This window comes from Egibacter rhizosphaerae (genome assembly GCF_004322855.1).
Lineage (GTDB): Bacteria > Actinomycetota > Nitriliruptoria > Euzebyales > Egibacteraceae > Egibacter > Egibacter rhizosphaerae.
The window spans coordinates 2,938,724-2,961,291 of sequence record NZ_CP036402.1 but is presented as its reverse complement, the minus strand read 5'-3'; the positions used below and the strand labels follow the sequence as shown (position 1 = coordinate 2,961,291).

At 65.9% G+C, this 22,568-nt stretch carries 21 protein-coding genes, 5 pseudogenes and 1 other annotated feature; of the genes and pseudogenes, 14 read left to right on the top strand and 12 right to left on the bottom strand.

Translation table 11 applies throughout. The features are described from left to right. The first annotated feature begins 43 nt into the window (after window positions 1–43). The 5 genes from ER308_RS13915 (at window position 44) to ER308_RS13895 (ending at window position 4,527) form a co-directional block, all read left to right on the top strand. Window positions 44–346: an antibiotic biosynthesis monooxygenase family protein gene (locus ER308_RS13915; RefSeq protein WP_131155544.1), complete on the top strand. Its 303-nt coding sequence runs from the start codon at window positions 44–46 to the stop codon at window positions 344–346. A 53-nt stretch (window positions 347–399) separates the two neighbouring features. Then, window positions 400–1,563: an extracellular solute-binding protein gene (locus ER308_RS13910; RefSeq protein ID WP_131155543.1), complete on the top strand. Its 1,164-nt coding sequence runs from the start codon at window positions 400–402 to the stop codon at window positions 1,561–1,563. Between the two features lie 69 nt (window positions 1,564–1,632). Beyond that, the gene (locus tag ER308_RS13905) at window positions 1,633–2,454 is read left to right on the top strand and encodes an ABC transporter permease (protein WP_165492094.1); all 822 of its coding nucleotides are present in this window, start codon (window positions 1,633–1,635) and stop codon (window positions 2,452–2,454) included. A gap of 2 nt (window positions 2,455–2,456) precedes the next feature. After that, window positions 2,457–3,335, top strand: a complete 879-nt coding sequence (locus tag ER308_RS23245) for an ABC transporter permease (RefSeq protein ID WP_131155541.1) — start codon at window positions 2,457–2,459, stop codon at window positions 3,333–3,335. Between the two features lie 28 nt (window positions 3,336–3,363). After that, window positions 3,364–4,527 carry an ABC transporter ATP-binding protein gene (locus ER308_RS13895; RefSeq protein ID WP_131155540.1) on the top strand — a complete coding sequence of 388 codons (1,164 nt, stop codon included), beginning with the start codon at window positions 3,364–3,366 and terminating at the stop codon, window positions 4,525–4,527. Window positions 4,528–4,715: 188 nt separating this feature from the next. On the opposite strand, the gene ER308_RS23240 is transcribed toward ER308_RS13895, so the two are convergent. Next, window positions 4,716–4,943, bottom strand: coding sequence for an IS3 family transposase (locus ER308_RS23240; protein ID WP_165492092.1), 228 nt, complete (start codon window positions 4,941–4,943; stop codon window positions 4,716–4,718). 247 nt (window positions 4,944–5,190) lie between these two features. On the opposite strand from ER308_RS23240, the pseudogene ER308_RS13880 reads away from it, so the two are divergent. Further along, window positions 5,191–5,289, top strand: a pseudogene (locus ER308_RS13880) (integrase core domain-containing protein); the annotation flags it as partial. A gap of 13 nt (window positions 5,290–5,302) precedes the next feature. Here the strand turns inward: ER308_RS13880 and ER308_RS21690 are convergent. The 3 genes and pseudogenes from ER308_RS21690 to ER308_RS13865 all read right to left on the bottom strand — a co-directional run. Continuing rightward, window positions 5,303–5,596: pseudogene (locus ER308_RS21690) on the bottom strand (integrase core domain-containing protein); the annotation flags it as partial. Between the two features lie 49 nt (window positions 5,597–5,645). Next, window positions 5,646–7,037 (bottom strand): annotated as a pseudogene (locus tag ER308_RS21685) (IS30 family transposase). Next, entirely contained in the window at window positions 7,009–7,257 is a 249-nt protein-coding gene (locus ER308_RS13865) for a hypothetical protein (RefSeq protein WP_131155538.1), read from the bottom strand. The pseudogene ER308_RS21685 and the gene ER308_RS13865 overlap by 29 nt, the downstream one beginning before the upstream one ends. A 478-nt stretch (window positions 7,258–7,735) precedes the next feature. Here ER308_RS13865 and ER308_RS13860 point away from each other — a divergent pair, with 478 nt between their 5' ends. The 5 genes from ER308_RS13860 (at window position 7,736) to ER308_RS13840 (ending at window position 12,836) form a co-directional block, all read left to right on the top strand. Continuing rightward, complete coding sequence (locus ER308_RS13860) at window positions 7,736–8,755, top strand: LLM class flavin-dependent oxidoreductase (protein WP_131155537.1); 1,020 nt, start codon at window positions 7,736–7,738, stop codon at window positions 8,753–8,755. A gap of 55 nt (window positions 8,756–8,810) precedes the next feature. Continuing rightward, window positions 8,811–9,332, top strand: a complete 522-nt coding sequence (locus tag ER308_RS13855; protein WP_165492090.1) for a flavin reductase family protein — start codon at window positions 8,811–8,813, stop codon at window positions 9,330–9,332. A gap of 15 nt (window positions 9,333–9,347) precedes the next feature. After that, window positions 9,348–9,689, top strand: coding sequence for a carboxymuconolactone decarboxylase family protein (locus ER308_RS13850; protein WP_131155535.1), 342 nt, complete (start codon window positions 9,348–9,350; stop codon window positions 9,687–9,689). A gap of 89 nt (window positions 9,690–9,778) precedes the next feature. After that, window positions 9,779–11,179 (top strand): aldehyde dehydrogenase family protein, encoded by a 1,401-nt coding sequence (locus tag ER308_RS13845; RefSeq protein ID WP_165492089.1) that lies wholly within the window; start codon window positions 9,779–9,781, stop codon window positions 11,177–11,179. After that, complete coding sequence (locus ER308_RS13840) at window positions 11,169–12,836, top strand: amidohydrolase (RefSeq protein ID WP_131155533.1); 1,668 nt, start codon at window positions 11,169–11,171, stop codon at window positions 12,834–12,836. The genes ER308_RS13845 and ER308_RS13840 overlap by 11 nt, the downstream gene beginning before the upstream one ends. A 1,043-nt stretch (window positions 12,837–13,879) precedes the next feature. Here ER308_RS13840 and ER308_RS13835 read toward each other — a convergent pair. The 5 genes and pseudogenes from ER308_RS13835 to ER308_RS22490 all read right to left on the bottom strand — a co-directional run. Beyond that, window positions 13,880–14,137, bottom strand: coding sequence for a hypothetical protein (locus tag ER308_RS13835; protein ID WP_131155532.1), 258 nt, complete (start codon window positions 14,135–14,137; stop codon window positions 13,880–13,882). Window positions 14,138–14,139: 2 nt separating this feature from the next. Further along, window positions 14,140–14,268, bottom strand: coding sequence for a hypothetical protein (locus ER308_RS22840; protein WP_276319847.1), 129 nt, complete (start codon window positions 14,266–14,268; stop codon window positions 14,140–14,142). Between the two features lie 440 nt (window positions 14,269–14,708). Beyond that, window positions 14,709–14,888, bottom strand: coding sequence for an IS3 family transposase (locus ER308_RS22495; protein ID WP_420826258.1), 180 nt, complete (start codon window positions 14,886–14,888; stop codon window positions 14,709–14,711). Between the two features lie 71 nt (window positions 14,889–14,959). Then, window positions 14,960–16,039, bottom strand: coding sequence for an IS110 family RNA-guided transposase (locus ER308_RS13820; protein ID WP_131155530.1), 1,080 nt, complete (start codon window positions 16,037–16,039; stop codon window positions 14,960–14,962). Between the two features lie 231 nt (window positions 16,040–16,270). Then, a pseudogene (locus ER308_RS22490) lies at window positions 16,271–17,206 on the bottom strand (IS3 family transposase); the annotation flags it as partial. Next, window positions 16,878–16,994: a sequence feature (AL1L pseudoknot), on the bottom strand. (Overlaps the previous pseudogene by 117 nt.) On the opposite strand from ER308_RS22490, the gene ER308_RS13800 reads away from it, so the two are divergent. Together ER308_RS13800 and ER308_RS13795 are read left to right on the top strand one after the other, a co-directional pair. Next, complete coding sequence (locus ER308_RS13800; protein ID WP_165492086.1) at window positions 17,205–17,516, top strand: transposase; 312 nt, start codon at window positions 17,205–17,207, stop codon at window positions 17,514–17,516. The pseudogene ER308_RS22490 and the gene ER308_RS13800 sit on opposite strands and share 2 nt — an antisense overlap. Next, complete coding sequence (locus ER308_RS13795) at window positions 17,516–18,418, top strand: IS3 family transposase (RefSeq protein ID WP_165492085.1); 903 nt, start codon at window positions 17,516–17,518, stop codon at window positions 18,416–18,418. The genes ER308_RS13800 and ER308_RS13795 overlap by 1 nt, the downstream gene beginning before the upstream one ends. Window positions 18,419–18,468: 50 nt before the next feature. Here the strand turns inward: ER308_RS13795 and ER308_RS13790 are convergent, their stop codons facing one another. Next, on the bottom strand, window positions 18,469–19,689 hold the full coding sequence (locus tag ER308_RS13790) for an IS30 family transposase (RefSeq protein WP_205745617.1): 1,221 nt from the start codon (window positions 19,687–19,689) through the stop codon (window positions 18,469–18,471). Window positions 19,690–19,831: 142 nt separating this feature from the next. On the opposite strand from ER308_RS13790, the pseudogene ER308_RS13785 reads away from it, so the two are divergent. After that, window positions 19,832–20,794, top strand: a pseudogene (locus tag ER308_RS13785) (IS1634 family transposase); the annotation flags it as partial. On the opposite strand, the gene ER308_RS13780 reads toward ER308_RS13785, so the two are convergent. Both ER308_RS13780 and ER308_RS13775 read right to left on the bottom strand, forming a co-directional pair. Continuing rightward, window positions 20,764–21,129: a transposase gene (locus ER308_RS13780; RefSeq protein WP_420826257.1), complete on the bottom strand. Its 366-nt coding sequence runs from the start codon at window positions 21,127–21,129 to the stop codon at window positions 20,764–20,766. The pseudogene ER308_RS13785 and the gene ER308_RS13780 sit on opposite strands and share 31 nt — an antisense overlap. 191 nt (window positions 21,130–21,320) lie before the next feature. Further along, a complete protein-coding gene (locus tag ER308_RS13775) occupies window positions 21,321–22,412 on the bottom strand; it encodes an IS630 family transposase (RefSeq protein ID WP_131153200.1) in 1,092 nt (363 codons plus the stop codon). Between the last annotated feature and the right edge of the window lie 156 nt (window positions 22,413–22,568).

The following is a 22,568-nucleotide window of genomic DNA, read 5'->3' as shown; positions in this document are numbered from 1 at the left end:
ACCGCAGGACTCTCCGACCCCGTGCAGGGAAAGGGTGAAAGTGATGATTGCCTTCGTAGTTACCGCCCGGGTGGCGGCGGACAAGACAGAGGAATGGGAGAGCAACTGGAAGCGCAATGCACCGATAATGAAAGCTAATACCGGACACCATTTCCGTCATCTGTTGCGGTCCACAGAGGACGAGACGCAATACATGATCTATGGACTCTGGGACAGCGAGGAACAGTTGCGCGCGGCCTTGGCCAATTCGAAGGCCCAGGCAACCATCACCGCCTTTCAGGAGATCACAACAGAGGGGCCAGATCGAGTAGTGTACGAACTCGTGGAAACGGACGAAAACCTCTAGTGGCGTGGGGGCCGGCGGAGACAGGATGACTTATACCCGAAAGGGAGTGCATAATGTTTTCGACGAGTTTGGGCGTTGTGTCTACCGGCTGGCGTTGTCTGATTCCGCTGGCGCTCCTTGGATCGGCTGTTTTGGTAGGGTGCGGCAACGGGAGTGATGTTGACGGAGCGGATGGAACAGACGACTCTTCGGAAGAAGCGTCGGATGACTTCGAGGGCGAGACTATCCGGCTCGCGTCCTTCGGTGGCACATGGCATGACGCCTTCAACGAACATGTAGGTGACGAGTTCGAAAGCGAAACTGGCGCAACGATTGAATATGTGGAAGGCAACCCCGGCGACAACTTCGCTCGGCTGCTGGCGGCGGGCGGGGGCGATCCCGGCTTCGATGTCGCGATCTTCGATGAGACCCAAATAGCCGAATTGATCGATCGGGAGTTGATCGACGAAATAGATGCCAGCTCTGCTCCAAATGTGGAAGGAGTGTTTGACGAAGCGGTCATTGAGCCTGGATATACTCCAGCCCTGACGTGGTACAGGTTGGCCTTTGGTTACAATGAGGCGGCACTTGAGGATGCTGGCGTGGACACGCCGCCGGATAGCTGGGAGGCGCTTTGGCACGAGGACCTAGCCGGCCGCGTCGCCGTACCCGATAGTAGTGTCGAGATGGCGCTGCCCACGCTTGTTATGGCTAACCTGTTGGCAGGACGAGAGGATATGAGCAATCTTGAGCCCGGTTACGACAGGTTGTCCGAGCTTGAGGTCAATCAAGTGTACAGCTCATCGGCCGCAGTGGACACGCAGATCGTGAGTGGCGATGTGTGGGCGTGGACCACAACGCCTGGACGGGTGTACCAGTTGCAAGAGCAAGGGGAACCCGTGGAGCTTGTGTTCCCTACGGTTGAAGGATACGAGGGTATTCTGGTTCGCAGCACTGCGATGCAGGTAATGGCGGACCTTGACGGCGAGACAAGAGCTTTGGCCCATCGATTGATTGACATGCATTTCGATCCGGATGCCTTAGTCCCGATGATGGAGGAAACCGAGACGGAACCGACCGTAGTAGAGGCGTCGGAATCGTTGGATGCGGACGCTGTTGAGGAAGACCGTTTCTTAACCGAAGAAGATGTTGATGACCTCTACACCATGCCGGTAGATGACCTGGTCCCCCAAACTGACGAAATTGCAGACCGGTGGCCCGGGCTGTTCGGTAACTAAGTGACAGGCCCTACGGCGGCGGGTGGGGGGCAAGAGTTGGAGACAAGGAGCCGTCGGCGCAGCTGGTGGTTGATCGCGCCGGTCTTGGTTTTCAATCTCGCCGCCTTCGCGCTACCATTGACTGTGTTTGGGTTAGGAAGTGTCAGGCCTTATGGCGGGCCCGCTGAGTTTGACAGCGGGCTCACCACACAGAACTGGGAAGCGTTAATAACGGATCCGCAACTTAGAACGCTGTTCGTCGAATCGCTAGCGTTGGTCGTGGCGATCGTCATATTCACTGCGGCGGTGGGTTTTCCTATTTCCTACGTGATTGCACGGTCAGCACGGTGGGGTACCGTCTTGCTATTTGGTGTGATTGCGTCGTCGTTCTTAAGTGCGGTGGTTCAGACACTGGGATGGCTGATGTTGTTAGGGGGCGAAGGTCCGATCAATGTAGCCTTAAGAGGCGCTGGGCTGAGCGCAGACGGATTGGACTTGCTGCAGACGAGGGCCGCAGTGATCGCTGCCATGATTCACGTTGAGCTTCACTACATGGTACTGGTTTGCACCCCAGCGATTATGTCCATACCTCGTGAACTCGAGGACGCTGCAGCTGGGCTCGGTGCGTCTTGGTCCAAGGTCATGCGCCGTGTAGTTGTTCCCTTGAGCTGGCCGGGAATAGTCGCAGGGTCTCTGTTGGTCATGGCGACCGCAGCCGGGTCGTTCACCACACCGGCCATCCTCGGCGGTGGCCTAGTGCCATGGATTCCAGTCTATATATATAACCAAATGCAGACGGCGCTTAACTATCCTGCTGCAGCGACGGCCTCGGTTGCCCTCGTGCTGATTATTGGCTTGGCGTCGGTTGCTGCCACTCTGGCCACCCGTCGACTTGTTGCACGGAGCCGGTAGGAATGATGATTGCACGCAGGAAAGCGATGAGCCATCGACCCGCACCGGGCGTAGGTGGCAAAGCGCGAGATTTCCGACTGCTGATTCCCCCTCCCGGGAAGTGCGTATTGTACATGTTTAGCGTCATCGTCCTCGTTTTCGTCGTTGCCCCAGTGGTAATGGTAGTTTTGACCTCCTTGAATGCTGCGGGAAGGGTGTCGTTCCCTCCCGACGGATTCACTTTTCAGTGGTATAGGACGATCCCTGGGAGTCTCTGGGCAGCGGGCCTGCGAAGCATGTTACTTGCGGGAATGACTGCCTCCGCAGCCGTCCTCCTGGGTGTACCAGCGGCCCTGGGGATGTACCGCGCTAACTTTCGCGGGAAGTCGTTGCTTGAGACCGGTTTGCGGACCCCCCTGACGATGCCGCAGGTAGTTACGGGGGTAGCGATATTCCAAGCGTACATACTAGTCCAGGGCGCAGGCTTTAACCTTGTGGGTACTTTGCCGGGACTACTGGTGGGGCATGTGGTGATTGCAACGCCCTTTGTGATCACTACCGTTGTCGCAGGCCTTTTGAAGACAGATCCACGAATAGTGGAGGCCGCCGAGGGCCTTGGTGCCACGCCGGTACAGGCCTTCTGGCGCATTACATTGCCGATGTTGCGACCTTCCATCCTCGCTGCAGCGTTCTTCGCCTTCCTCATATCATTTCAAAATGTGCCAGTGTCTCTGTTCCTTGGGGGTGCGGGCGCCAGTACCCTGCCAGTAGAGCTATTCTTCGCTGCCCAGTTTTCGCTCTCACCGCAACTCTTCGCGGCAGCCAGTGTTTTGATCGTCGTGGCGGGGTTTGCTACCTTGATATGGTATCGCACTGGCGGCCTCCGGAGCTCGTCCTTATAGCTTGCGAGCTAGCTAGGAGTGTAGCATTATGAGCACAAGTATGGCGGAACGAGGGATCGCTGGCCGCGCGTCTAGCAAGCCGGAAGCCTATGAGTTGCGGTTAGATGGAGTGTCGTTCTCTTACTCCAACGGCAGGTCGGGCCCTCACCATCAGCCAAGGGCTCTGTCAGACTTTAGTCTAACGGTTGAGCCGGGAGAGTTCCTGACCCTCTTGGGCCCGTCTGGGTCAGGCAAGACTACGGCTTTGCGCCTTGTGGCCGGACACTTGTTTCCCGGAGCCGGCCGGATCGTGCTAGGCGATGACATCACAATCGTTCCACCCCGTAAACGAGATATCGGTATGGTGTTTCAGAACTTTGCCTTGTTTCCCCATAAGACCGTTGAGGGCAACGTTGCGTTTGGCCTTCAGATGCGCAAATGGTCGAAACCCGCCATCCGGGCTAGCGTGAGGAGGATGTTGGATGTGGTGCAGTTGACGGGATTCGAGTCACGCCGTGCGGGTGAGTTGAGTGGTGGACAACAGCAGCGAGTTGCGCTCGCTAGGGCGCTGGCAATTGAGCCGCGTCTCTTGTTATTTGATGAACCGTTGTCGTCTTTGGATGCCCAACTTCGACAGTCCATGCAGTTGGAGATCCGGCGAATTCAGCAAGAGGCTGGGATTACGACGCTTTATGTTACGCATGATCAGGAAGAGGCTTTGACGATGTCGGATCGCGTCGCGGTGATGAATGAGGGTCGGGTAGAGCAGGTTGAGGGCCCGAAGGAGGTCTATCATGAGCCGCGTACTTGGTTTGTCGCGAACTTCGTTGGAGAGTTAAACACGTTCTCCGGTACGGTTGTCGATTGCTTTGAGGACGGTTACGCCGTTGATGTAGGTTCGGGTATGCAAGTCCTGGTTGAGTCGCCTGTTCGTCCCCTTGGGCTAGCCCAGGGAGATGGAATGGCGGTTGGAGTTCGTCCCGAGAATATGGTTATGCATGAAGGGCTCAGTCCGGAGCCTCCGGGTGGCTGGCCTGGTGTTGTTCGTGGCGTTGTTTTCCGCGGTTTGAAGCAAATAGCGATTGTGGAGCTTTATAGGGGTGTGACTGTTGACTGTGAGGATGTGCGGAGACGTGCAGAGGTTGGGCAACAGGTAACGGTGAGGGTTGACGGTAGCCAGTGCCTTGGGTTTGTGCCGGATGCCGGACTCTGATTGGGGCGCCTCCCGGAGAAGTGACGCGAGAGCTGGGACTGTCGTTATAACAGTGTGAGAGGCTGACATCGTGCCATCCGCATTACGGCCAGAGGTCGGGCCTCGGAGGTGACCTGTGTCTGAGTTTGTGACACAGTTCGGCGTTTGATTAGCCAGCTGAAACTCCCCGGGTTTTGTAGAGAGTGTAGTTATTGGATTGCCGGGGTGTGATGCAGGTCGTTGTGGGCGTTCCAGTAGGCGGCTGCGTGTTCGGCGGGGGGTCTGCCGATGGCGGTGTGGATGCGTTTGTGGTTGAACCAGTTGATGTACTCGAGGGTGGCGAGTTCGACGTCGTCGGCCGGGCGAACGCCGCCACGTCGCGGACGGGCACTTCCCGACGGTCGTGCGACCGGGCCCTGACCCCGCAGTCCCGGCACCAGTCCCGATCGGCGGTCGTCTCGACGAGCAGCTCGAGCTCCCCGTCGACCTCAACCGAGGCCAACACCCGGAACTCGGGCAATCCGAGCATGACAGCATCGGCTGCACTACCTCGACACCCACCTGACGCCTCCTGGTTCGCGAGCTTGGACACCCGCGATTTCTCAGGAGGCGTTAGGCGTTCACGAAGGAGCCTCCAGCGGGCCAACCATCAGCCCCAGCTCCACGCTTCGAGACGAAGAGCCGCCATACCGCACCATCGCCGACGTCGAGTACGCGACCTCCGGCTGGGTGGACTGGTACAACGAAAGACGCCTCCACGGATCCCTGGGCATGCGCAGCTGAAGCGTCCCGGGTTTCATGCACCCTCGGGTGTCTGTGAACCGGCCTGCTGGTCGGTCACGTGCTCGGCATCGTAGCGGGCCTCGGCTTCAGCCGGCGGGATGCGGCCGAGGCGGTGCATGAGGCGCTGGTGGTTGAACCAGTGGACGTACTCGGCGGTGATCAGCTCGACGTCGGCCAGGGTGCGCAGTGGCCCGCGGCGGAACGGCGAGTCGGCGCGGACGCACTCGGTCTTGTACAGCCCGATCGCGGATTCCATCAGCGCGTTGTCGAGGGCGTCGCCGACGCTGCCGATGGATCCGGCGATGCCAGCGTCGACGAGCGCGTCGGTGAACGCCAGCGAGGTGTGCTGGGCGGATTCAAGGGCTCGTCGCAACACGGCCTTGTGGAGGTGAGTGTAGGTGGTCGTTGAGGGCTTCGGCGGGGGTTTGCCAGCCGAGGGTCTTGCGCGGTCGGGCGTTGAGTGTGTACGCGACGGCGGTGAACTCGTCGGGGCCGTGCTTGGAGAGGTCGGTGCCTTTGGGAAGTACTGGCGCAGCAGCCCGTTGGTGTTCTCGTTGGTGCCGCGCTGCCAGGGGCTGTGGGGTCGCAGAAGTAGATCGCCAGGCCGGTGTCGAGGCGCAGCTGGGCGTGTTGGGCCATCTCGGCGCCTTGGTCCCACGTCAGCGAGCGGCGCAGCTTCTCGGGCAGCCCGGCGAGCGCGGTGGCGGTGGCGTCGCGGACGGCCTCGGCGCCGTGGCCGGCTAACGGCGGCCCGTTGTTGACGCGAGGCTGGCCGTGGCCGTCGAGGCGGGGCAGATGCAGCAGCATGGTGAACCGGGTGGTGCGCTCGACCAGCGTGCCGATCGCCGAGCTCTCGAGCCCGAGGATGAGGTCGCCCTCCCAGTGGCCGGCCACGGCCCGGTCGGTGGCCTCAGCGGGGCGTTGGCTGATCATGATCTCTGGGGTGACGAAGGTCTTTCGCCGGCGGTGGGCGCGGGCGCGGGGCACGCGCAGTGCCCGGCCGGTGCGCAGGCACGCGGTCAGTTCGCGGCGCAACGCGCCGCGGCCTTGCACGTAGAGGGACTGGTAGATGGCCTCGTGGCTGATCCGCATCATCGCGTCTGCGGGGAAGTCAACGGCCAGTCGGTTGCTGATCTGCTCGGGACTCCACGCGCTGGCCCACCGGCGTGGCTGTCGTGGCCCGCGACCACGGCCCTTCCACGGCACCTGCGGGCCGGGCACCGCGGCCCCGTCGGGCCTGGTGAGCGTGCCCGCCAGGCGCTGCTGCACGTAGTCGCGCAGCCCCTCGTGCGCGGCGAGCTTGGCGACCTTCGGGCGGGCGGCGCGCCGGTCGGCGTGCCACTGCGCGGTGCTCGCCCGATACTCGAGCGCGCCGCCGCGGGTCGCGGCGTTGCGGCGCAGCTCCCGCGAGACCGTCGAAGCGGCGCGCCCGACGCGACCGGCGATCTCGCGAATCCCTACCTTCTGGGCGCGCAGGATCGCGATCTCTCGCGCTCGGCGAACGACAGGTAGCGCCCCGACCGCGGCGCAAGACTAACTGTTGGCATACCACCACCCTCTCGGAACCAACGGGTCCCGACGGCTGGCGACACGCCGGCCGTCGTAGCGGCATCATCGCTCGACGCGCCCGCGGCCACCGCCACCCAGAACCGCTGACGATGCTCACGCCCGCCAACCGACGGACGTCCCGGCGACCGCATCGCCGGACGCCCCGCACGGTCAGCCTGTCGACGCTTGCGCTCTCCCATCGCAACCCCTCCCTGCCGAAGTGTTGCGACCACCCCTTGAACCCAAGCAGCGAGTCAGGACGAGCTCGTCGGCGGCGATCGCCTCGATGGTGCGCCACGCCGTGGGCTGCGACGCGGTGTGCTGCCCGGCGTGCTCACCGAACAAGTCGGGATCGCGGCGCGCGAGATCAGCGGTGGCCTCGCCGCCGTCGATGAGCATCACCGCCAGATCGCGGGCCACCACCCCAGGGTCATGCTCGCGCCACGACCGCACCTCGACAGCGCGCCCGACAGCGCCCGAGTCAGCCCCGTGCGGTTGGCGACCTGTGCCGGCAGCGACAAGCCCGCACGACCCTCCACGCCGACGCCGTCATCGGTAACGTCGAAACGCCCTGCGGTGCTGTTAGCCTTCACCCGCACGATGAACCCCTTGGTCTCGGGTGCGTGTTCTCGACAAACCGCATCCTCGCAGGCCAAGGGGTCATCTCATTCCAGGCACCCACCCCACGCCTAACCGACGCGAATAGCCAGGGCTAGCGTCAGCGCCAAGACACTGGAGCGGCGGAGCGGTGCCGCTGGGCCACGGGTTGAACGATGGGAAGCAGCGGCGGGAGACAGATTCCCCGAAAGTGTAGGAAGCCAATCGCGGTTGCCGTCCCTAACCTTCGCTGTAGGCAATCAAGCGCGGTGCGCCGAAGCGGAAGGGAAGGGGTTACCGCATGCAGCTGGGTTTGTTCCTGTCGTACCAGGTGAACCGTCCCGCAGATATTGACGGCATCTATGAGCGGATGATCGATGCGGCGATCGCCGCGGACGAGAGCGGCTTCACTCGCGTCTGGGCGCCCGAGCACCACCTAGTCCAGTTCCTGCCCGCCCCCTCCGCGTTGCTGCTCGCCTCCAACCTCGCTCAGCACGTCAGCTGCCGCGTCGGCACCGCCGCGGTTGTGCTGCCCTTTCACGAGCCGTTGCGCCTCGCCGGGGAGATCGCAGCGACCGACCAGCTGATGGACGGGCGGCTGGACCTCGGCGTGGCGCGCGGCGCCTACAAGTACGAGTTCGAGGGCTTCGGCATCCCCTTCGGGGAGAGCCGGGACCGTTTTATCGAGACGCTCACCGGGCTCGAGGCGATCTGGCATAACCCCGACGAGCCCGCCGAGCAGCACGGCGAGCACATCAGCTTCAACCGCGCCTACGTCTGGCCGCGACCGCGCCAGCAGCCCGGCCCCCCGGTGTGGGTCGCGGCGCAGTCCCCGCCTGCGGTTGAGGACGCCGCGGCGCGCGGGTACCACGTCCTGAACTCGCTGTTCCTCTGGGACGTCGAGCACATGCGCAATGTCGTCGCCTCGTTCCGCGAAGGGCAGCGACGAGGCGGAGCGACCGCCAACCACATCGGCATCACCCGGTACGCGTTCATTTGCCCCGACGACGCGGCGGTGTGGCGCAACCTCGAGGAGCTGCGCGAAGGTTGGCGGATTCATCAGCAACTCCACGACTTCTCGCAGAATGCCGACGAGTGCGGCATCGTCAGGCCACAGGTCCAAGCAGAAGAGCCGACCCTTGAGGCGATGAGGGAGCGCCTACTTGTTGGGACCTACGAGGAGGTCCTCGACAAGACGCGCCTCTATCGTGACGCCGGCGTTGACATCCTCAACCTCAACGTGACGTTCGGAGCAGACCAAGAGCAGACGATCCGCGCGATCCAGCAGTTCGGCAAACTCCGCGACGACCTCCTCGCGTGAGTTGGCGATGCCTCGGAGTTCGCAAGGCCCGGTGGCAGACGACAGTGAGGCCGCGATGACGATGAAGTCCGTCAGTACCCAGCACGAAGCGATGGCGCGCCGAGCCCGCCCGCAGGGCGTCCACGCCGACGCGTTCAAGGGCCTCGCCGGCTCGTTCCTCACCGGTGTCGCCGTCGTCAGCGCGCGACAGGGACGGCACGACTACGGCTGCACGGTGAGCTCCTTCGCGAGCCTCAGCCTCGATCCCCCGCTGCTGCTCACCTGCCTCACCCCTCACTCCGCGACGCTGGAGGCGATCCACCACCACGCCGCCTTCGCCGTGGCTATCCTCGACGACAGCGACCACAGCCGCCTCACCGCCCAGAAGTTCGCCCAGCCGGGTGCCCATCCGTTCGCCGACGTCGAGGTGCAACGCACCGAGGGGGGGCTGGCGATCCCGGCCTCGTGGCTCGCGTGGGCCCGGCTGGAACTCTGGGAAACCTACCCTGGTGGCGACCACGAAATCGTGGTGGGCCGGGTCGTCGATAGCGACACCGCCGACCGCCCCCCCTCGGGTACTGGCGCTCCAGCTTCCTGACCCAAGGAGCCCACGATGGCTGACCGACAAGAGATCGACGTCGAGGCATGGCGCGAGCAGTGGCGCGACCTCACCCAGTCGATGGTCTTCGACGGGGTCTGGGCCCGAGAGGGCCTCTCCTCACGGGAGAGGCGACTACTCACGATCGGTCTGGTCGTCAGCGGCCAGTCCGAAGGAGCGGCGAAGCACCACCTGCGCGCCGCTCTTGACGAGGGCATCGACACCGACGATCTGTTCGAGACCATCTTGCACACCGCCATCTACGCGGGCTGGCCGAAAGGCGGGTTCGCCATGCAAGTCTGCGCCGAGCTCGCGGCAGAGCGCCGTGCTCTGAGCAACAGGGAGGGAGGATGGTGACAGTGCCCGATCATGCGGACGAGACGGTAGGGGAGCTCGTCGGCGTCGCTGAGGCGGGGGCGCTCATCGACGGACGGCTCGAGCGGCCCATGTACGCGGGCACCTTCCCGGTCGATGCGCCGGGGCTGAGCAAGACCGTCGCCGAAGTGCCTGACTGCGAGCCGGACCAGGCAGGTCGAGCGCTATCGGCGGCAGTAGGGGCCCAACCCGGGTGGGAGGCCGAGTCAGTCCAAGCCCGAGCCGCGCTCGTGGCTGGCCTGCGCGACCGCATCGCTGCGCGACGCGGACTCTACGCAGCCGCGATCGCGCTTGAGAGCGGGAAGGTGCGTGGCAACGCGGACAAGGAAGTCGATGTCGCGCTCGCGACGCTCGCCGAGCTGCTTGAAGTGCACGAGCAGGCTGTACGGCCAGAGGAGGGCAGGTACCGCTCCGACCCAGACCTTGAGGTCGGCCTTGCGCCCGTCGGGCCGTCGCTGCTCATCACCCCTTGGAACTTCCCTCTCTCCCTGCCGATTCGCAAGGTCGCCTCGAGCCTGCTCGCTGGATGCCCGTTCATCCTGAAGCCAGCAGAGGAGACGCCGATGACTGCGGCGCTGATCGGTCAGGACCTTGACGCCGCCGGGATGCCCGCGGGCGTCGGCGCGGTGCTCCCGACCGCGCAGCCAGCCGCCGTCGTCGAGTCCCTCATGGCGCGGCCGTCTCTGCGGAAGGTGAGCTTCACCGGGTCGGTTGAGGTCGGCCGCGTAATGGTGCGCAACTCCGCCGAGCACTTCCAGCGCGTCTCGCTGGAGCTGGGCGGCAACGCCGCAGTCGTCATCGGCAGAATCGACGACTTGGAGCAGTGCCTCACCGACGTGCTCGCCGGCAAGCTCGCCAACTCAGGACAGGCGTGCATCTCCCCGAACCGGCTCTACATCGTCCGTGATCAGATGTCCGACGCGATCGACATCCTGCGCGGGAAGCTCGACGAGGTCGCGGTCGGCTGGGACCTGCGCGACGACCGCTTCCAGGTCGGCCCCCTGATCAACCTCGCCGCCGCGAAGAAGATCCAGGACCTGCTCGGTCACGCGAGAGCCGCTGGCGCGTCGGTGCTGCAGCCTGCTGGCTCCAGCGAGCTCGGTGAGAACTATGTGCTCCCGGCGATCGTCACCAACGCCGACGAGAGCTGGCCGGTGGTCGAGGAGGAGATCTTTGGCCCGGTACTGCCGCTCCTACCCTACGACCGGGTCGACGAGGCGGTCGCTGCGGCGAACCGGACCGACTACGGGCTGGCCCACTACATCTACAGCGACGACCCCAGGGAAGCCGACAACCTCTCAAGCCTCCTTGAGGCCGGCATGGTCGGGGTGAACCGCCCGAGCGTCTCGGACCCGCGGATCCCGTTCGGCGGCATCAAGCATTCAGGATATGGACGCGAGAACGGCATCGACGGAATCCGCGAGTTCATGACCCCGCGCAGTCGTATCGGGAGGGGCTTCCGTGTCAGCTAGGGCGGGATTCGACGCGCTCCAAGGCGACGCCGAGTTCCTCGTCGGCTCGTCTCGGGTTCTCACGATGGACACCGACGGGCGCACCCTCGACGGCTACGTCCACGTCGATCGCGGACGCATCGCGCGCATCGTCGAACGGGACGCCACCGCCGACGATCCCAGCCTCGCTGACCTCACCCGGGTCGAGCTGGACGAGCGACCCCTCATGCCCGGCTTCGTCGATCCCCACGTGCACCTAGAGATGACCAGCTCCGCGATGTGGGGCACCGTCGACTGTCGCACGCCGCCGTGCGCGAGCATCGCCGACATGCTCGACGCGTTGAGCCAGTCCAGACATTTGCGCGACGCGCGCGGCGGCTGGCTCGTCGGGCAGGGCGGCTTGTTTGCCGACCGGCGGTTCAGCGACCAGCGGTTGCCGACCCGCGACGACCTAGACACCGTTTCGACCGCGCACCCGATCGCTGTCCGGTTCGGCGCGCACATCACCGTGCTGAACGGCGTGGGTCTCGAACGCCTTGTCGAACAGCTCGAGCGCCTGCCCTCGCCGACCGGCGACGCCCACCTGCGCGTCGACGACAACGACCGGTACAGCGGCGTCATCCAAGAGCTCTTCTACGCGCTCCCCATCCCGGAGCTGTCCACCGACGAGCTGACCGAGGCCATGCTCACCACCGCTCGGGGCTACCTGCTCGAACAAGGCGTGACGAGCATCGGCGAGATCACCGACACGATGCAGGGCGTGAGCATCCTCAGCGGCGAGACAGGCGCAGGCCGGCTGCCGCTCGGCGTCCGCGCCTACGTGTGGGCGCCAGGGACCGCGTCGATGCGCAGCAGCTGGGATCACGCCCATGACGGGGAACACGCCGCGCTAGCCAACGACCGTTTCGACGTCGCAGGCGTAAAGATCTTCGTCGACGGCGGATTCTCCGCGGCCGGCGCGGCCGTGCTGCGCCCATACCGTGGGACCTCCGGGTGGTTCGGGCGGCTCGCTTACGACAAGGACGAACTCACCGAGATCATCCGTGGCTGCCGCGAGCGCGACCTGCAAGTCGCGGCGCACGTCAACGGCGAGTGGGCACAGCGGCTCATGTGCGAGGCGGCCATCGCGGCCGAGGCCGCTGACGCCGGCAACGCGCTGCCCGTCCGACTCGAGCATGCCGGCAACCTCGTGACCTCGGAGGAGACCATCGACTGGTGGCAGCGGGCAGGAGTCTCGCTCGTGCCCCAAGCCGGCTTTGTGTGGACGCTCGGCAGCTTCATCCCCGACTACCTCGGCGACTACGCGCGCGCCGGCCTCTTCCCGTTCGAATCGCTGCGTCAGCGCGGGGTCGAGTTCGGCCCGAGCTCGGATGTCGCCGGGGCGGAGCTCCGACAGTTCAACCCGCTCTTCGGAGTGCAGTGCGCCACGACACGCGAGTCCTGCATCGGGGAGATCCTCGACCCCGGCGAGGCGCTGTCGGTCATGGACGGGCTCCGCGCCCACACCCGCCACGCGGCTAACGCGCTCGGAGTCGGTGACGATCGGGGCAGCATCGAAGTCGGCAAGCGCGCCGACCTTGTCGCGCTCGACATCGACCCGCGGGGCGTCGACGCCACAAAGATCGCCGATGTCTCCGTCGCCGGCGTCCTCAAAGAAGGCCTGCCCGTCACGACCTGAGCGCAGGCATCCCAAGCGTGGGGCAAGCCAGCAGTAGACAGCCACCGTGGAGGGCGGACAGTCAGAATGCAAGGGCAGTCGATACGGGTCCTGCTGCTGGAGGGGACCACGTTCTCTCCCCGGCCTCCCCAAATCCGACGAGCGGAGCGATGGAGAGCCGGTGAGGGCGCACGAACAGGACGCACTGAACACCTAGCAGTTGGATAGCAGCTATAAACAGGGGGAGTCGTAGGTGTGCCATTCAGATGACCAAGTTCCGCATCAACAGCCACACTCAGGATCAGGCATTGGCATGGTCCTGTTGCCGGACACTAAGGTGACGGGAGAGGGGTCAATTATCGATCCATCCGAATACCGGCAAACTTTAGGACTTGAGCGCCTCAGTGGAGTATCTTTGGTCGATATCGCTCACGGTGATGCCAAAGATGCATTCTTACACGCCGCCAATAGGTTGGTCGCTGGAGGTAGCCGAATTATCGCCTCAAATTGTGGTCTGGCTGACCCTTACCAGGATGACGTAAGAGATTCGACTGATCGACCGACAATCTTATCATCTCTTATATTGTCGTCGGTTGCACTGGAGATTTTCGGCCCTCCATTGGGAATCTTGGCGTTTGATGAGCCCATCGTCCGACGTCACCTTCAAAGGCTAAACCCGTCGGATGATTTCGAAACTGCCTTCCTGATCGAGGAAATCCGTACCCTGCCAGGGTGGGATTGGCTGGGTGGATCACAGGAAGTGGACCCCGATTGGTACCAGGCTACCATTTCTCTGGCAGAGAGTTGCAAACGACTACGAGCCTCTGGCGCGAGCGCAATTCTCGTCGAGTGTGCAGCGGTACTACCGCTTAGCGCCGAGGTGCGACGCGCGTCCGCCCTTCCAGTGATCGATCTCCCCGGCTTTCTGAGGTACCTTGAGTCGGAGGTACTATCAGTAAATTGAATGGTGCCCCGTTCGCCCGGCAATTATGGGTCCTTTAGGGCGCATGATTTAGTTTAGGGGGTAGTCCCCTTGGCGCAAGGTGATTGTGGGGATGGAACCACTACATGTTGGTGATGTGGCGGATCAGGTTGCGTCGTTTGGCATAGGACGCGGTGGTGTAGCGGGTCGCCCCGGCGGTGGTGGCGCTGTGGCGCGTTACCAAACCGCGGTGGTCGTGGAGGACGACCCGGTCGGTGCGGGCGGCGCCTCCGAGGGCCCCCAGCAGCTTGGGGCGGCGGGTCTGCTGGGTGCTGTCGATACCACGACGTCGGGTGGTAGCACACCAGCGGGTCTGAACCTTGCCCGCTCCCGTGGACACGTTCAGGGTTGGGTGAACAGTGCCAGGGTGGGTTCGGCGTGCACCTCCTCGTGTTCGTAGCGGGCGGGGCTGCGCATGTCCAGTGCGGTGTGTCGGCGCCGGTGGTTGTGAGCGCCGGGATAAACCGGCATGGAGAAGGAGATGAGAGAGCTCTACATCGAAGGAGTAGCGATCCACGGTGGCCCCGAGTCATGCGTTGGCGTTCGTGAGGGCGTCGGCGAAGCGTTGGCAGGGGTACGCGTAGGCGGGGCTATTGAGCCGCGAAATCAGTCAGTTCGGGGTGCCGACGCCGTACAACTGGGCGGAAGGCGAAATCGTCGGTCGCTGTCGTCCGCCACGAGCATGGGACCACCTGTGAGGGGGTTTCGCCACGAGGATGGGACCACCCCGTCGCCAGTTATGGGACCGGGGGTGGTTGCGGGGGTTTCGGTCGCCTGAGCGGTTCAGTTCGCGTCCTACGTCGCTGTCGAGCGGTGGGAGGGCGCATGGCGTGCCGGGAGGTATCGGTGACCGAGATCCGAGAAGTGTTGCGACTGTGGGTGAAACCCCCCGGATTTTGTAGAGGGCGTGGTTATTGGATTGCGGGGGTGTGATTCAGGTCGTTGTGCGCGTTGCAGTGGGCGGCTTCGTGTTCGGCGGGGGGTCGGTCGCCGATGGCGGTGTGGATGCGTTTGTGGTTGAACCAGTTGATGTACTCCAGCGTGGCGAGTTCGACGTCGGGGGCGGCGGGCCAGGGGCCGTGACGGCCGATGAGCTCGGTCTTGTGCAGCCCGATCGCGGACTCGATGAGCGCGTTGAAGCTCCTATAGATGTCAAGGGCGTCTATGCGGCCAAGTGAAGCCGTTCGTCGGTGGTCTGGGTGGGTGGGAGCAGGTGGTAGAGTTCGCGGGCGAGGTAGCGCTTGAGGCAGCGGATGATCTCGCGCTTGGACTTGCCTTCGGCGGTGCGGCGCGCGACGTAGGTGCGCGTGGGTTCGTGCCAGCGCATGCGCACGACGACGGCGCGGAACAGCGCGGAGTTCGCTTGTCGGTTGCCGCCACGGTTGAGCCGGTGGCGGGTGGTCTTGCCCGATGAGGCGGGGATGGGGCAGACGCCGCAGAGCTTGGCGAACGCGGCTTCGGAGCGGATGCGGTCGCCGTTGTCGCCGACGGCGATGAGCAGTTCGGCAGCGATGTCGGGGCCGACGCCGAAGGCGTCGAGCAGCTGGGGTGCTGCGGCCTGGGTGCGCTGGGTGAGCTGGCGCGCCAGCGTCTTGGCCTCGGCGTGAAGGGCGAGCCAGCGGCGCGCGAGCACGCCGAGCACGTGGCGCATCGCGGTGTCGGGGCAGGCGAGCTCGTCGTCGGAGTCGAACGCGGCGCAGGCGGTGACCAGCTTGAAGTTCGACAGCGCCTCGAGTTCGGCGCGCAGGTCGTCGCTGGCGGTCACCAGGGTCGCCTTGAGCGTGACCATGGTCTGGCTCTGCGCCTTGACGGCGGTATCGCGGGCGACCTTGAGCAGTCGCAGTGTCTCGATGTCGCCGTCGCTGGCCTTGGGCGCGACCGTGGCCGTGCCGGCCAGCACTTGGCGGGCGGCGTGCTCGGCGTCGACGGGGTCGCTCTTGCCCGCGGCGCGCCGCTGGTCCTTGCGCGGGGGACGGCTGACCTCGATCACACAGCGAGCGTGGCGGCGCAAGAACCGCGCGAGCCCGATGCCGTAGCTGCCGGTGCCCTCGACGCCGAAGGCGACCACGCGTCCCTGAGCATCGGCCCAGGCCAGCAGCTCGGCGTAGCCGTCGTTGGTGGCTGGGACGCAGCGTTGCTCGAGTCGTCCGCCGAGCCCGTCGAGGGTCACGGCCACGTGCTGGTCCTTGTGGGTGTCGACTCCGACGATGACATCGGAGCGCTCAAGCGCGATGCTGGTCATGGCCGTTGATCCTCTCGCTCGCACGGTCGACGGTCACACTCGCCGGTCGGGCGGGCGGACAGGACTGCGAGGGGACCTGGTGTGGTCAGGCTCCTATGAGGTCACTGCCCGCTCGGCCGGTGAGCCATCTCGGTGCTGCCGCCCCGCGCGATCGACAAGTCAACGCCAGGACACTCGGTCAGTCGTAAGCAAGGGTCAGACCGCCGGAGCGGCAGCAAGAGGATCATCGCAGTCGTAGCTGTCGCCGACCGAGCCCATTGAGGCGGTGATGCGTTCGAGGTCGAGACGGTCGGCGTAGCGCACGCTGGTGTATTGACAGCCCCTATCGGAGTGGTGGATGAGCCCGTCGAGGGCGCCGCCGCGGCGGTGCAGCGCCTGCTCGAGCGCGGCCAGCGGCAGGTCGGCGGCCAGGCTGGTGCCCACTGCCCAGCCCACGATCCCGCGGGTGTACACGTCGGTGATCAGCGCGGCGTAGCAGAATCCGCCGCGCTCGAGCGGCACGTAGGTCAGATCCGCGCACCACACCTGATCGGGGCGCGCGGCGGTGAACTCGCGGTCGACCAGGTCAGGCAGCGTCTGCGCGGCGGCACGGTCGGGGCTGGTGGTCGTGGGCGCCGTGTTGCCGCGACGCACTCCTTGCAGGCCCATGGCGCGCATGAGCCGCACGGGCGGTGCAGCGCGCCACGGCGATGCCCTCGCGGCCCAGCTCGATCCACACCTTGCGGGCGCCGTACACCTGGAAGTTGGCGTCGTAGACCCGCTGGATCTGCTCGCGTAGGTACTCGTCGCGCAGCGCCCGATCCGACGGCGGGCGGCGCTTGTAGGCGTAGTAGGTCGACGGGGCGATCGGCAACTGCGCGCAGATCGGCTCGACCCCGAGCTCGACCTTGTGATCGTCGATGAAGGCAACCATCACCGGCGTGGGCGGTCGAGCTCCGCCGACGCAAAATACGCCGACGCTTTGCGAAGGATCTCGTTCGCGCGTCGCAGCTCGGCGTTCTCCGCGCGCAGCCGCTTGTTCTCCTCATGCTCAGCGCTGCTGGTGCCCGCGCGCTCGCCGTCGTCGATCTCGGCCTGCCGGGTCCAGTTACGCAACGTCTCAGGGTTGATGTCCAACTGGACTTCCCCCGTGCAGCTGGACACCTCGATAGAGAGGATGGTCCACATGTCAGACGAGCAACAGCACGGGGCGCAACGCACCCGACGAAAGTTCTCTGCCGAGTTCAAGCGTGAGGCCGTGGAGCTGGTGCGTACCAGCGGGAAGTCGATCGCCGACGTGGCCGCCGAGCTCGGCATTTCCGACACTTCGCTGGGCAACTGGGTTCGTCAGGCCCGGGTCGATGATGGTGAGCGTGACGGTGTCTCCAGCGACGAGCGCGAGCGGCTGCGGACGCTCGAGCAGGAGAACGCGCACCTGCGCATGGAGCGTGATCTGCTCAAACGAACAGTCGCCTTCTGGGTCAAGGAATCGACGTAGTGACGCGCTACCGCTGCGTGGACGCCCAGAAGGCAGCCGGGTTCGCCGCCACCGCGGCCTGTGAGGCCGTCGAGGTCTCCACCACGGCCTACTACCAGTGGGTCGCCGGCGAGACCCACGAGCCCGGCGACAAGGAGCGCGCCGACGCTGCCCTGCTGGCCGAGATCCGCGACATTCACGCCCACATGGATGAGACCTACGGGTCGCCGCGCATGAAGTTCGAGCTGACCCGGCGCGGCTGGCAGGCAAACGAGAAACGCGTGGCCCGGTTGATGCGCGAGCACGGCCTGGTCGGCTACCGGCCGGTCAAGCGCGCCTCGACGACCCAGCGCGACACCGGCGAGCCGCCGATGCCCGACCTGGTCGGCCGCCACTTCGACCCGGCCTGGCCCGGTCACGTGTGGTGCGGCGACCTGACGTACGTGCCCACCGGCGAGGGCTGGCTGTACGTGGCCACCGTCATCGATCTGGCCAGTCGCCGACTGATCGGCTGGTCGATGAGCGACACGCCCGACGCGCAGCTGATGATCGCCGCGCTCGACCATGCGGTCGCCGAGCGCGGGGTGGCCCGCATGAACGGTGTGATCTTCCATCACGACCGCGGCACCCAATACATGAGCGCGGCGTTCGCGCAAGCCTGCTGGCGGCTGGGCGTGACCCAGTCGGCGAGCCGCACCGGCTCGTGCCTGGACAACGCCGTGGCCGAGAGCTTCTTCGCGACGTTGAAGGTCGAGCTCGTCAACCGCTGCCGCTACCAGACCCGACGCGAAGCGCGCACATCGATCTTCCGGTGGATCGCCCGGTACAACGACAGGAGGCTGCACTCGACGCTGAACTACTTGCCGCCGACCGAGTGGGAACAAGCACACAGCTGCCGCGCCCCCGTGAGAATGTCAACTTGATTTGGCCCCACCGTGACGGGGCGGATTCCAGTGAACGTCGCAACAGCGACTCACTGACAGGTGGACTGTAGCTGGTCGAATGTGGCGGCGGGCGATTGCCAGCCGAGTGTCTTGCGGGGTCGGTCGTTGAGTTCGGCTTGGACGGCGGCGAGGTCCTCGGGGCAGTGGCGGGCGAGGTTGGTGCCTTTGGGGAAGTACTGGCGCAGCAGCCCGTTGGCGTTCTCGTTGGTCGGGCGCTGCCACGGGGCGTGGGGATCGCAGACGTAGACGGTCATTCCCGTGGCTGCGGCGATCTGAGCGTGGCAGGCCATCTCGCGGCCCTGGTCCCACGTGAGCGACCGCCGCAGGTGTGCGGGCACGACGGCCAGCGCGGCGGTGACGGCGTCGCGGACGGCTGCGGCGGTGTGGGCGGCGGGCAGGTGCGCCAGGACGGTGTAGCGGGTGGTGCGCTCGACCAGCGTGGCGATCGCCGAGCGGTTGGCCGCCCCGGTGATCAGGTCGCCTTCCCAGTGGCCGGCCTCGGCGCGGTCGGCGACCTCGGCGGGGCGCTGGGCGATCGGGGTCATGTCGCGCACGCGGTGGGGTCGGCGGGCATCACCGCGCGGCCGGGGACGGCGCCGTCGTCGTTGGGTGCGCAACGCCCGACAGCGGTCACCGAGGGGACGGTCGCGGTCATACAGGGCCTGGTAGAGGCTCTCGTGGGTCAGCTGCCGGGACGGGTCCCAGGCGAAGCGCTGGCGCAGCGTGTGGCTGATCTGCTCGGGGCTGCACTTGCGATCCAGCATGCCGGTCACCGCTTCGCGCAACACCGCGTCGGCGGTGACGCGCCGCGGACGTGGCCGGGCGCGTCGGGCCGTGGCCAGCCGGTGGGCGTGGGCGGGGCGATAGCTGCCGGTGTCATGGCGGTTGCGGCGCACCTCGCGGCTGACCGTCGAGGGCGCACGGCCGAGCTCGCCGGCGATCGCCCGCAGGCTCGCCCCGCCGCGCAGCCGCTCGGCGATGACATCGCGCTCGTCGTCGGACAGATACCGGGCAGAGCAGGGTCTGGGCGCAGGCTCGGGGATCATCGGCGCATACTGCCGGTCGATCCCGTCGGACCCGCGCAGGTGCCGCCCGTAGCGCCACCGACTCCCGGTCCGCCGGTTCACACCCACGATGCGGCACGCCTCACTGTTGCTGACCCCCCTGGCGATCAGCTCGGCGTACCGGCGCCGCTGCTCCAGCAGCGGCGCCCGGCCCGGCCGCTTGCTCCCACGTCCTGCTCGTCCCATGACGACCTCCAACACCTCCGGGTGTTGCGTCGTCCACTGGAACCCGCGCCGTCACGCCGGGGCCACTTCAGGCTGTCACACCCACCCCCGATAGCGTGGCGACCCCCATCGCCGCATAGGCACGGTGTCCAGCCCTACGGGGGAGGCCCACTACCGGGCGATGGACTTCCTGCTCGAGGTCGAGGACGAGCTCGCCGAGCGGGTGTATGCCAGCGTGGCCAACCTTTTGAACCTGGAGACCGATCTGCTCCTGTTCGACACGACCTCGACGTACTTCGAGCTCGAAGAGGCCGACGTCGCCGTCGACGGCGAGGGAGCCGAGCAGGCGGGGTTTCGCAGTCACGGCAACAGCAAGGACCACCGCGGCGATCTGCCGCAGGTCGTGGTCGGTCTGGCGGTCACCCGGGAGGGGATCCCGATCCGCTGCTGGGTGTGGCCGGGCAACACCGCCGATCAAGCGCTGATCCGCCAGGCCAAGGACGACCTGCGCGCCTGGCAGCTCTCGCGGGTGGTGTGGGTCGGCGACCGCGGGTTCGCAAGCGCCGAGAACCGCCGGTATCTGCAGCGCGCCGGGGGGCACTACATCCTCGGCGAGAAGCTCCGCTCACACTCGCCCGAAGCGCAGGCGGCACTGTCCCGGCAGGGCCGCTACCGCCAGGTCGCGGGCAACCTGCGCGTCAAGGAAGTCACCCTCGAGGACACCTCGGACCGGTTCGTGATCTGCCACAACCCCGAGCAAGCCGACCGCGACCAAGCCATCCGCGACCGCCTCGTCGCACAGCTGTCCGAGCGGATCTCAGGCTCCGATGCGCTCACTGCGACGCGGCGCACCGAGCTGCGCGGCGAGCTGCGCACCAAGCCGGGGCTGCACCGCTTCCTGCGGGTCACCAAGGGCGGGCGGCTGCGCGTCGACCAGACCGCCATCAACGCTGAGGCCAAGCTCGACGGCAAGTTCCTGCTGCGCACCTCAGATCCCAGCCTCACGCCTGAGGACGTCGCGCTGGGCTACAAGCAGCTCGCCGAAGTCGAAGCCGGCTGGCGCGACATGACCCACACCCTCGACCTGCGCCCGATCTACCACCGCCTCGAGGACCGCATCCGCGCCCGAGCCTGACAGGCTCCCGTGGAGTCCAGCGCCCGCCGCGCCTTGCCGGCCAACACCCCGGTCTGCGCGGCGACGTCCTTGACCGCCTCGTCGATGCGGTGCGGGCGCTCGGAGTCGTTCAGCCGACGCCGCCAGTACACAAACACCGACGCGTCGAAGCTGTCCTCGTCCAGCCCCATGCCGCAGGCGGCCTTCCACGCAATGTCGCGCGACAGCGCCGCCGCAGCCTGGCGGTCCGACAATCCCTCGAGCTCCTTGAGCACAAACGCCGCCGCGATCACGTCCGCCGGCACCGACGGGCGGCCCCGCCCCGACGGGAACAAGTCAGCGAACATCTCATCGGGAAACACCCGCCGCCGATGCTCAGCGAGGAACGCATACACCGACCCCGCCGGCACCAGATGCCCGCACAACGCCGCCGTGTCCAACAACTCCCGGTCCGCCACGCTTGATCCCAGCATGACCCGCATTCTCGCGCACCCCACCACCGCAACCACGGAACCTCGACGGATTCTTCAGCAGCGCCCTAGTGTCCTGAGTCGGAGATTCGTTGGCAATATTCGGAGAGGGCGTGGAGGATCTCGTCGGCGGTCTTGTGCCACGCGTACGGGCGGGGGTTCTCGTTCCACGTGGCGATCCAGTCGCGGATGTCGGATTCGAGGGCTTGCACCGAGGTGTGGGTGCTGCGCTGCAGCAGTTTGGTGGTCAGCTCGGCGAACCAGCGCTCGACGAGGTTGAGCCAGCTGGCGCCGGTGGGCGTGAAGTGCAGGTGGAAGCGCGGGTGGCGCAGCAGCCAGCGTTGGATCTCTGGGGTCTTGTGGGTGGCGTAGTTGTCCAGCACCAGGTGCACGTCGAGGTGGTCGGGCACCTCGGCGTCGATCTGGTTGAGGAACGTCTTGAACTCGGCGGCGCGGTGGCGGCGGCGGTGCTGGCCGATGACCTTGCCGGTGGCCAGGTCCAAGGCGGCGAACAGGCTGGTGGTGCCGTGGCGGACGTAGTCGTGGGTGGCCCGCTGGGGGGTGCCCGGCAGCAGCGGGAACACCGGCTGGGTGCGGTCGAGCGCCTGGGTCTGGGACTTCTCGTCCACGCACAGCACGACCGCGCGCTCGGGCGGGTCGAGGTAGAGCCCGACGATGTCTCTGACCTTGTCGATGAAGTCGGGGTCGGTGGAGACCTTGAACGTCTCGGTCAGGTGCGGCTTGAGGCCGAACGCGCGCCAGATGCGGCTGACTGCCGTCTGCGACATGCCCGCCGCGGCGGCCATCGACCGCGTCGACCAGTGCGTGGCATCCGGCGGGGCCTCCTCCAAGGTCTTGGTGATCACCCGCTCGACGTCGGCGTCGGTGATCTGGCGGGGCGCGCCCGGCCGCGGCGCATCCGCCAACGCGTCCACACCGCCAGCGACGAACCGTCGCCGCCACTTGCCCACCGTCGCCTCGCTGACGCCCAGCTCGGCGGCGACCTCCCGGTTCGACGCGCCCCTCGCGCACGCCAGCACGATCCGCGAGCGCTGCGCCAACCGCTGCGACGTCTTGGGACGGCGCGCCCACCGCTCGAGCGTCGCCCGGTCCTCATCGGACAGCTCCAACGTGGCCTTTGGCCTGCCACGAGCCGCCATCGCCCATCCTCTCATCGGAGGAAGGGATCGTACCACATTATGCAACGAACTTACGATTCAGGACACTAGGGCGCTGCTGAAGTAGTCGCTTTGAACATCGTTGGTCAGTGGTCGTGGTTGGGTCCGCGACCGCTCTGGTGTGGTTTCGGTGGCGGT

Coding starts and splice junctions, on each gene's coding strand:
- ER308_RS13915 (WP_131155544.1), top strand. CDS start 44: ATGATTGCCTTCGTAGTTACCGCCCGGGTGGCGGCGGACAAGACAGAG.
- ER308_RS13910 (WP_131155543.1), top strand. CDS start 400: ATGTTTTCGACGAGTTTGGGCGTTGTGTCTACCGGCTGGCGTTGTCTG.
- ER308_RS23245 (WP_131155541.1), top strand. CDS start 2,457: ATGATGATTGCACGCAGGAAAGCGATGAGCCATCGACCCGCACCGGGC.
- ER308_RS13895 (WP_131155540.1), top strand. CDS start 3,364: ATGAGCACAAGTATGGCGGAACGAGGGATCGCTGGCCGCGCGTCTAGC.
- ER308_RS13860 (WP_131155537.1), top strand. CDS start 7,736: ATGCAGCTGGGTTTGTTCCTGTCGTACCAGGTGAACCGTCCCGCAGAT.
- ER308_RS13855 (WP_165492090.1), top strand. CDS start 8,811: ATGACGATGAAGTCCGTCAGTACCCAGCACGAAGCGATGGCGCGCCGA.
- ER308_RS13850 (WP_131155535.1), top strand. CDS start 9,348: ATGGCTGACCGACAAGAGATCGACGTCGAGGCATGGCGCGAGCAGTGG.
- ER308_RS13845 (WP_165492089.1), top strand. CDS start 9,779: ATGTACGCGGGCACCTTCCCGGTCGATGCGCCGGGGCTGAGCAAGACC.
- ER308_RS22840 (WP_276319847.1), bottom strand. CDS start 14,268: ATGCCGGTTTATCCCGGCGCTCACAACCACCGGCGCCGACACACCGCA.
- ER308_RS13820 (WP_131155530.1), bottom strand. CDS start 16,039: ATGACCAGCATCGCGCTTGAGCGCTCCGATGTCATCGTCGGAGTCGAC.
- ER308_RS13800 (WP_165492086.1), top strand. CDS start 17,205: ATGTCAGACGAGCAACAGCACGGGGCGCAACGCACCCGACGAAAGTTC.
- ER308_RS13790 (WP_205745617.1), bottom strand. CDS start 19,689: ATGGGACGAGCAGGACGTGGGAGCAAGCGGCCGGGCCGGGCGCCGCTG.
- ER308_RS13780 (WP_420826257.1), bottom strand. CDS start 21,129: ATGTTCGCTGACTTGTTCCCGTCGGGGCGGGGCCGCCCGTCGGTGCCG.
- ER308_RS13775 (WP_131153200.1), bottom strand. CDS start 22,412: ATGGCGGCTCGTGGCAGGCCAAAGGCCACGTTGGAGCTGTCCGATGAG.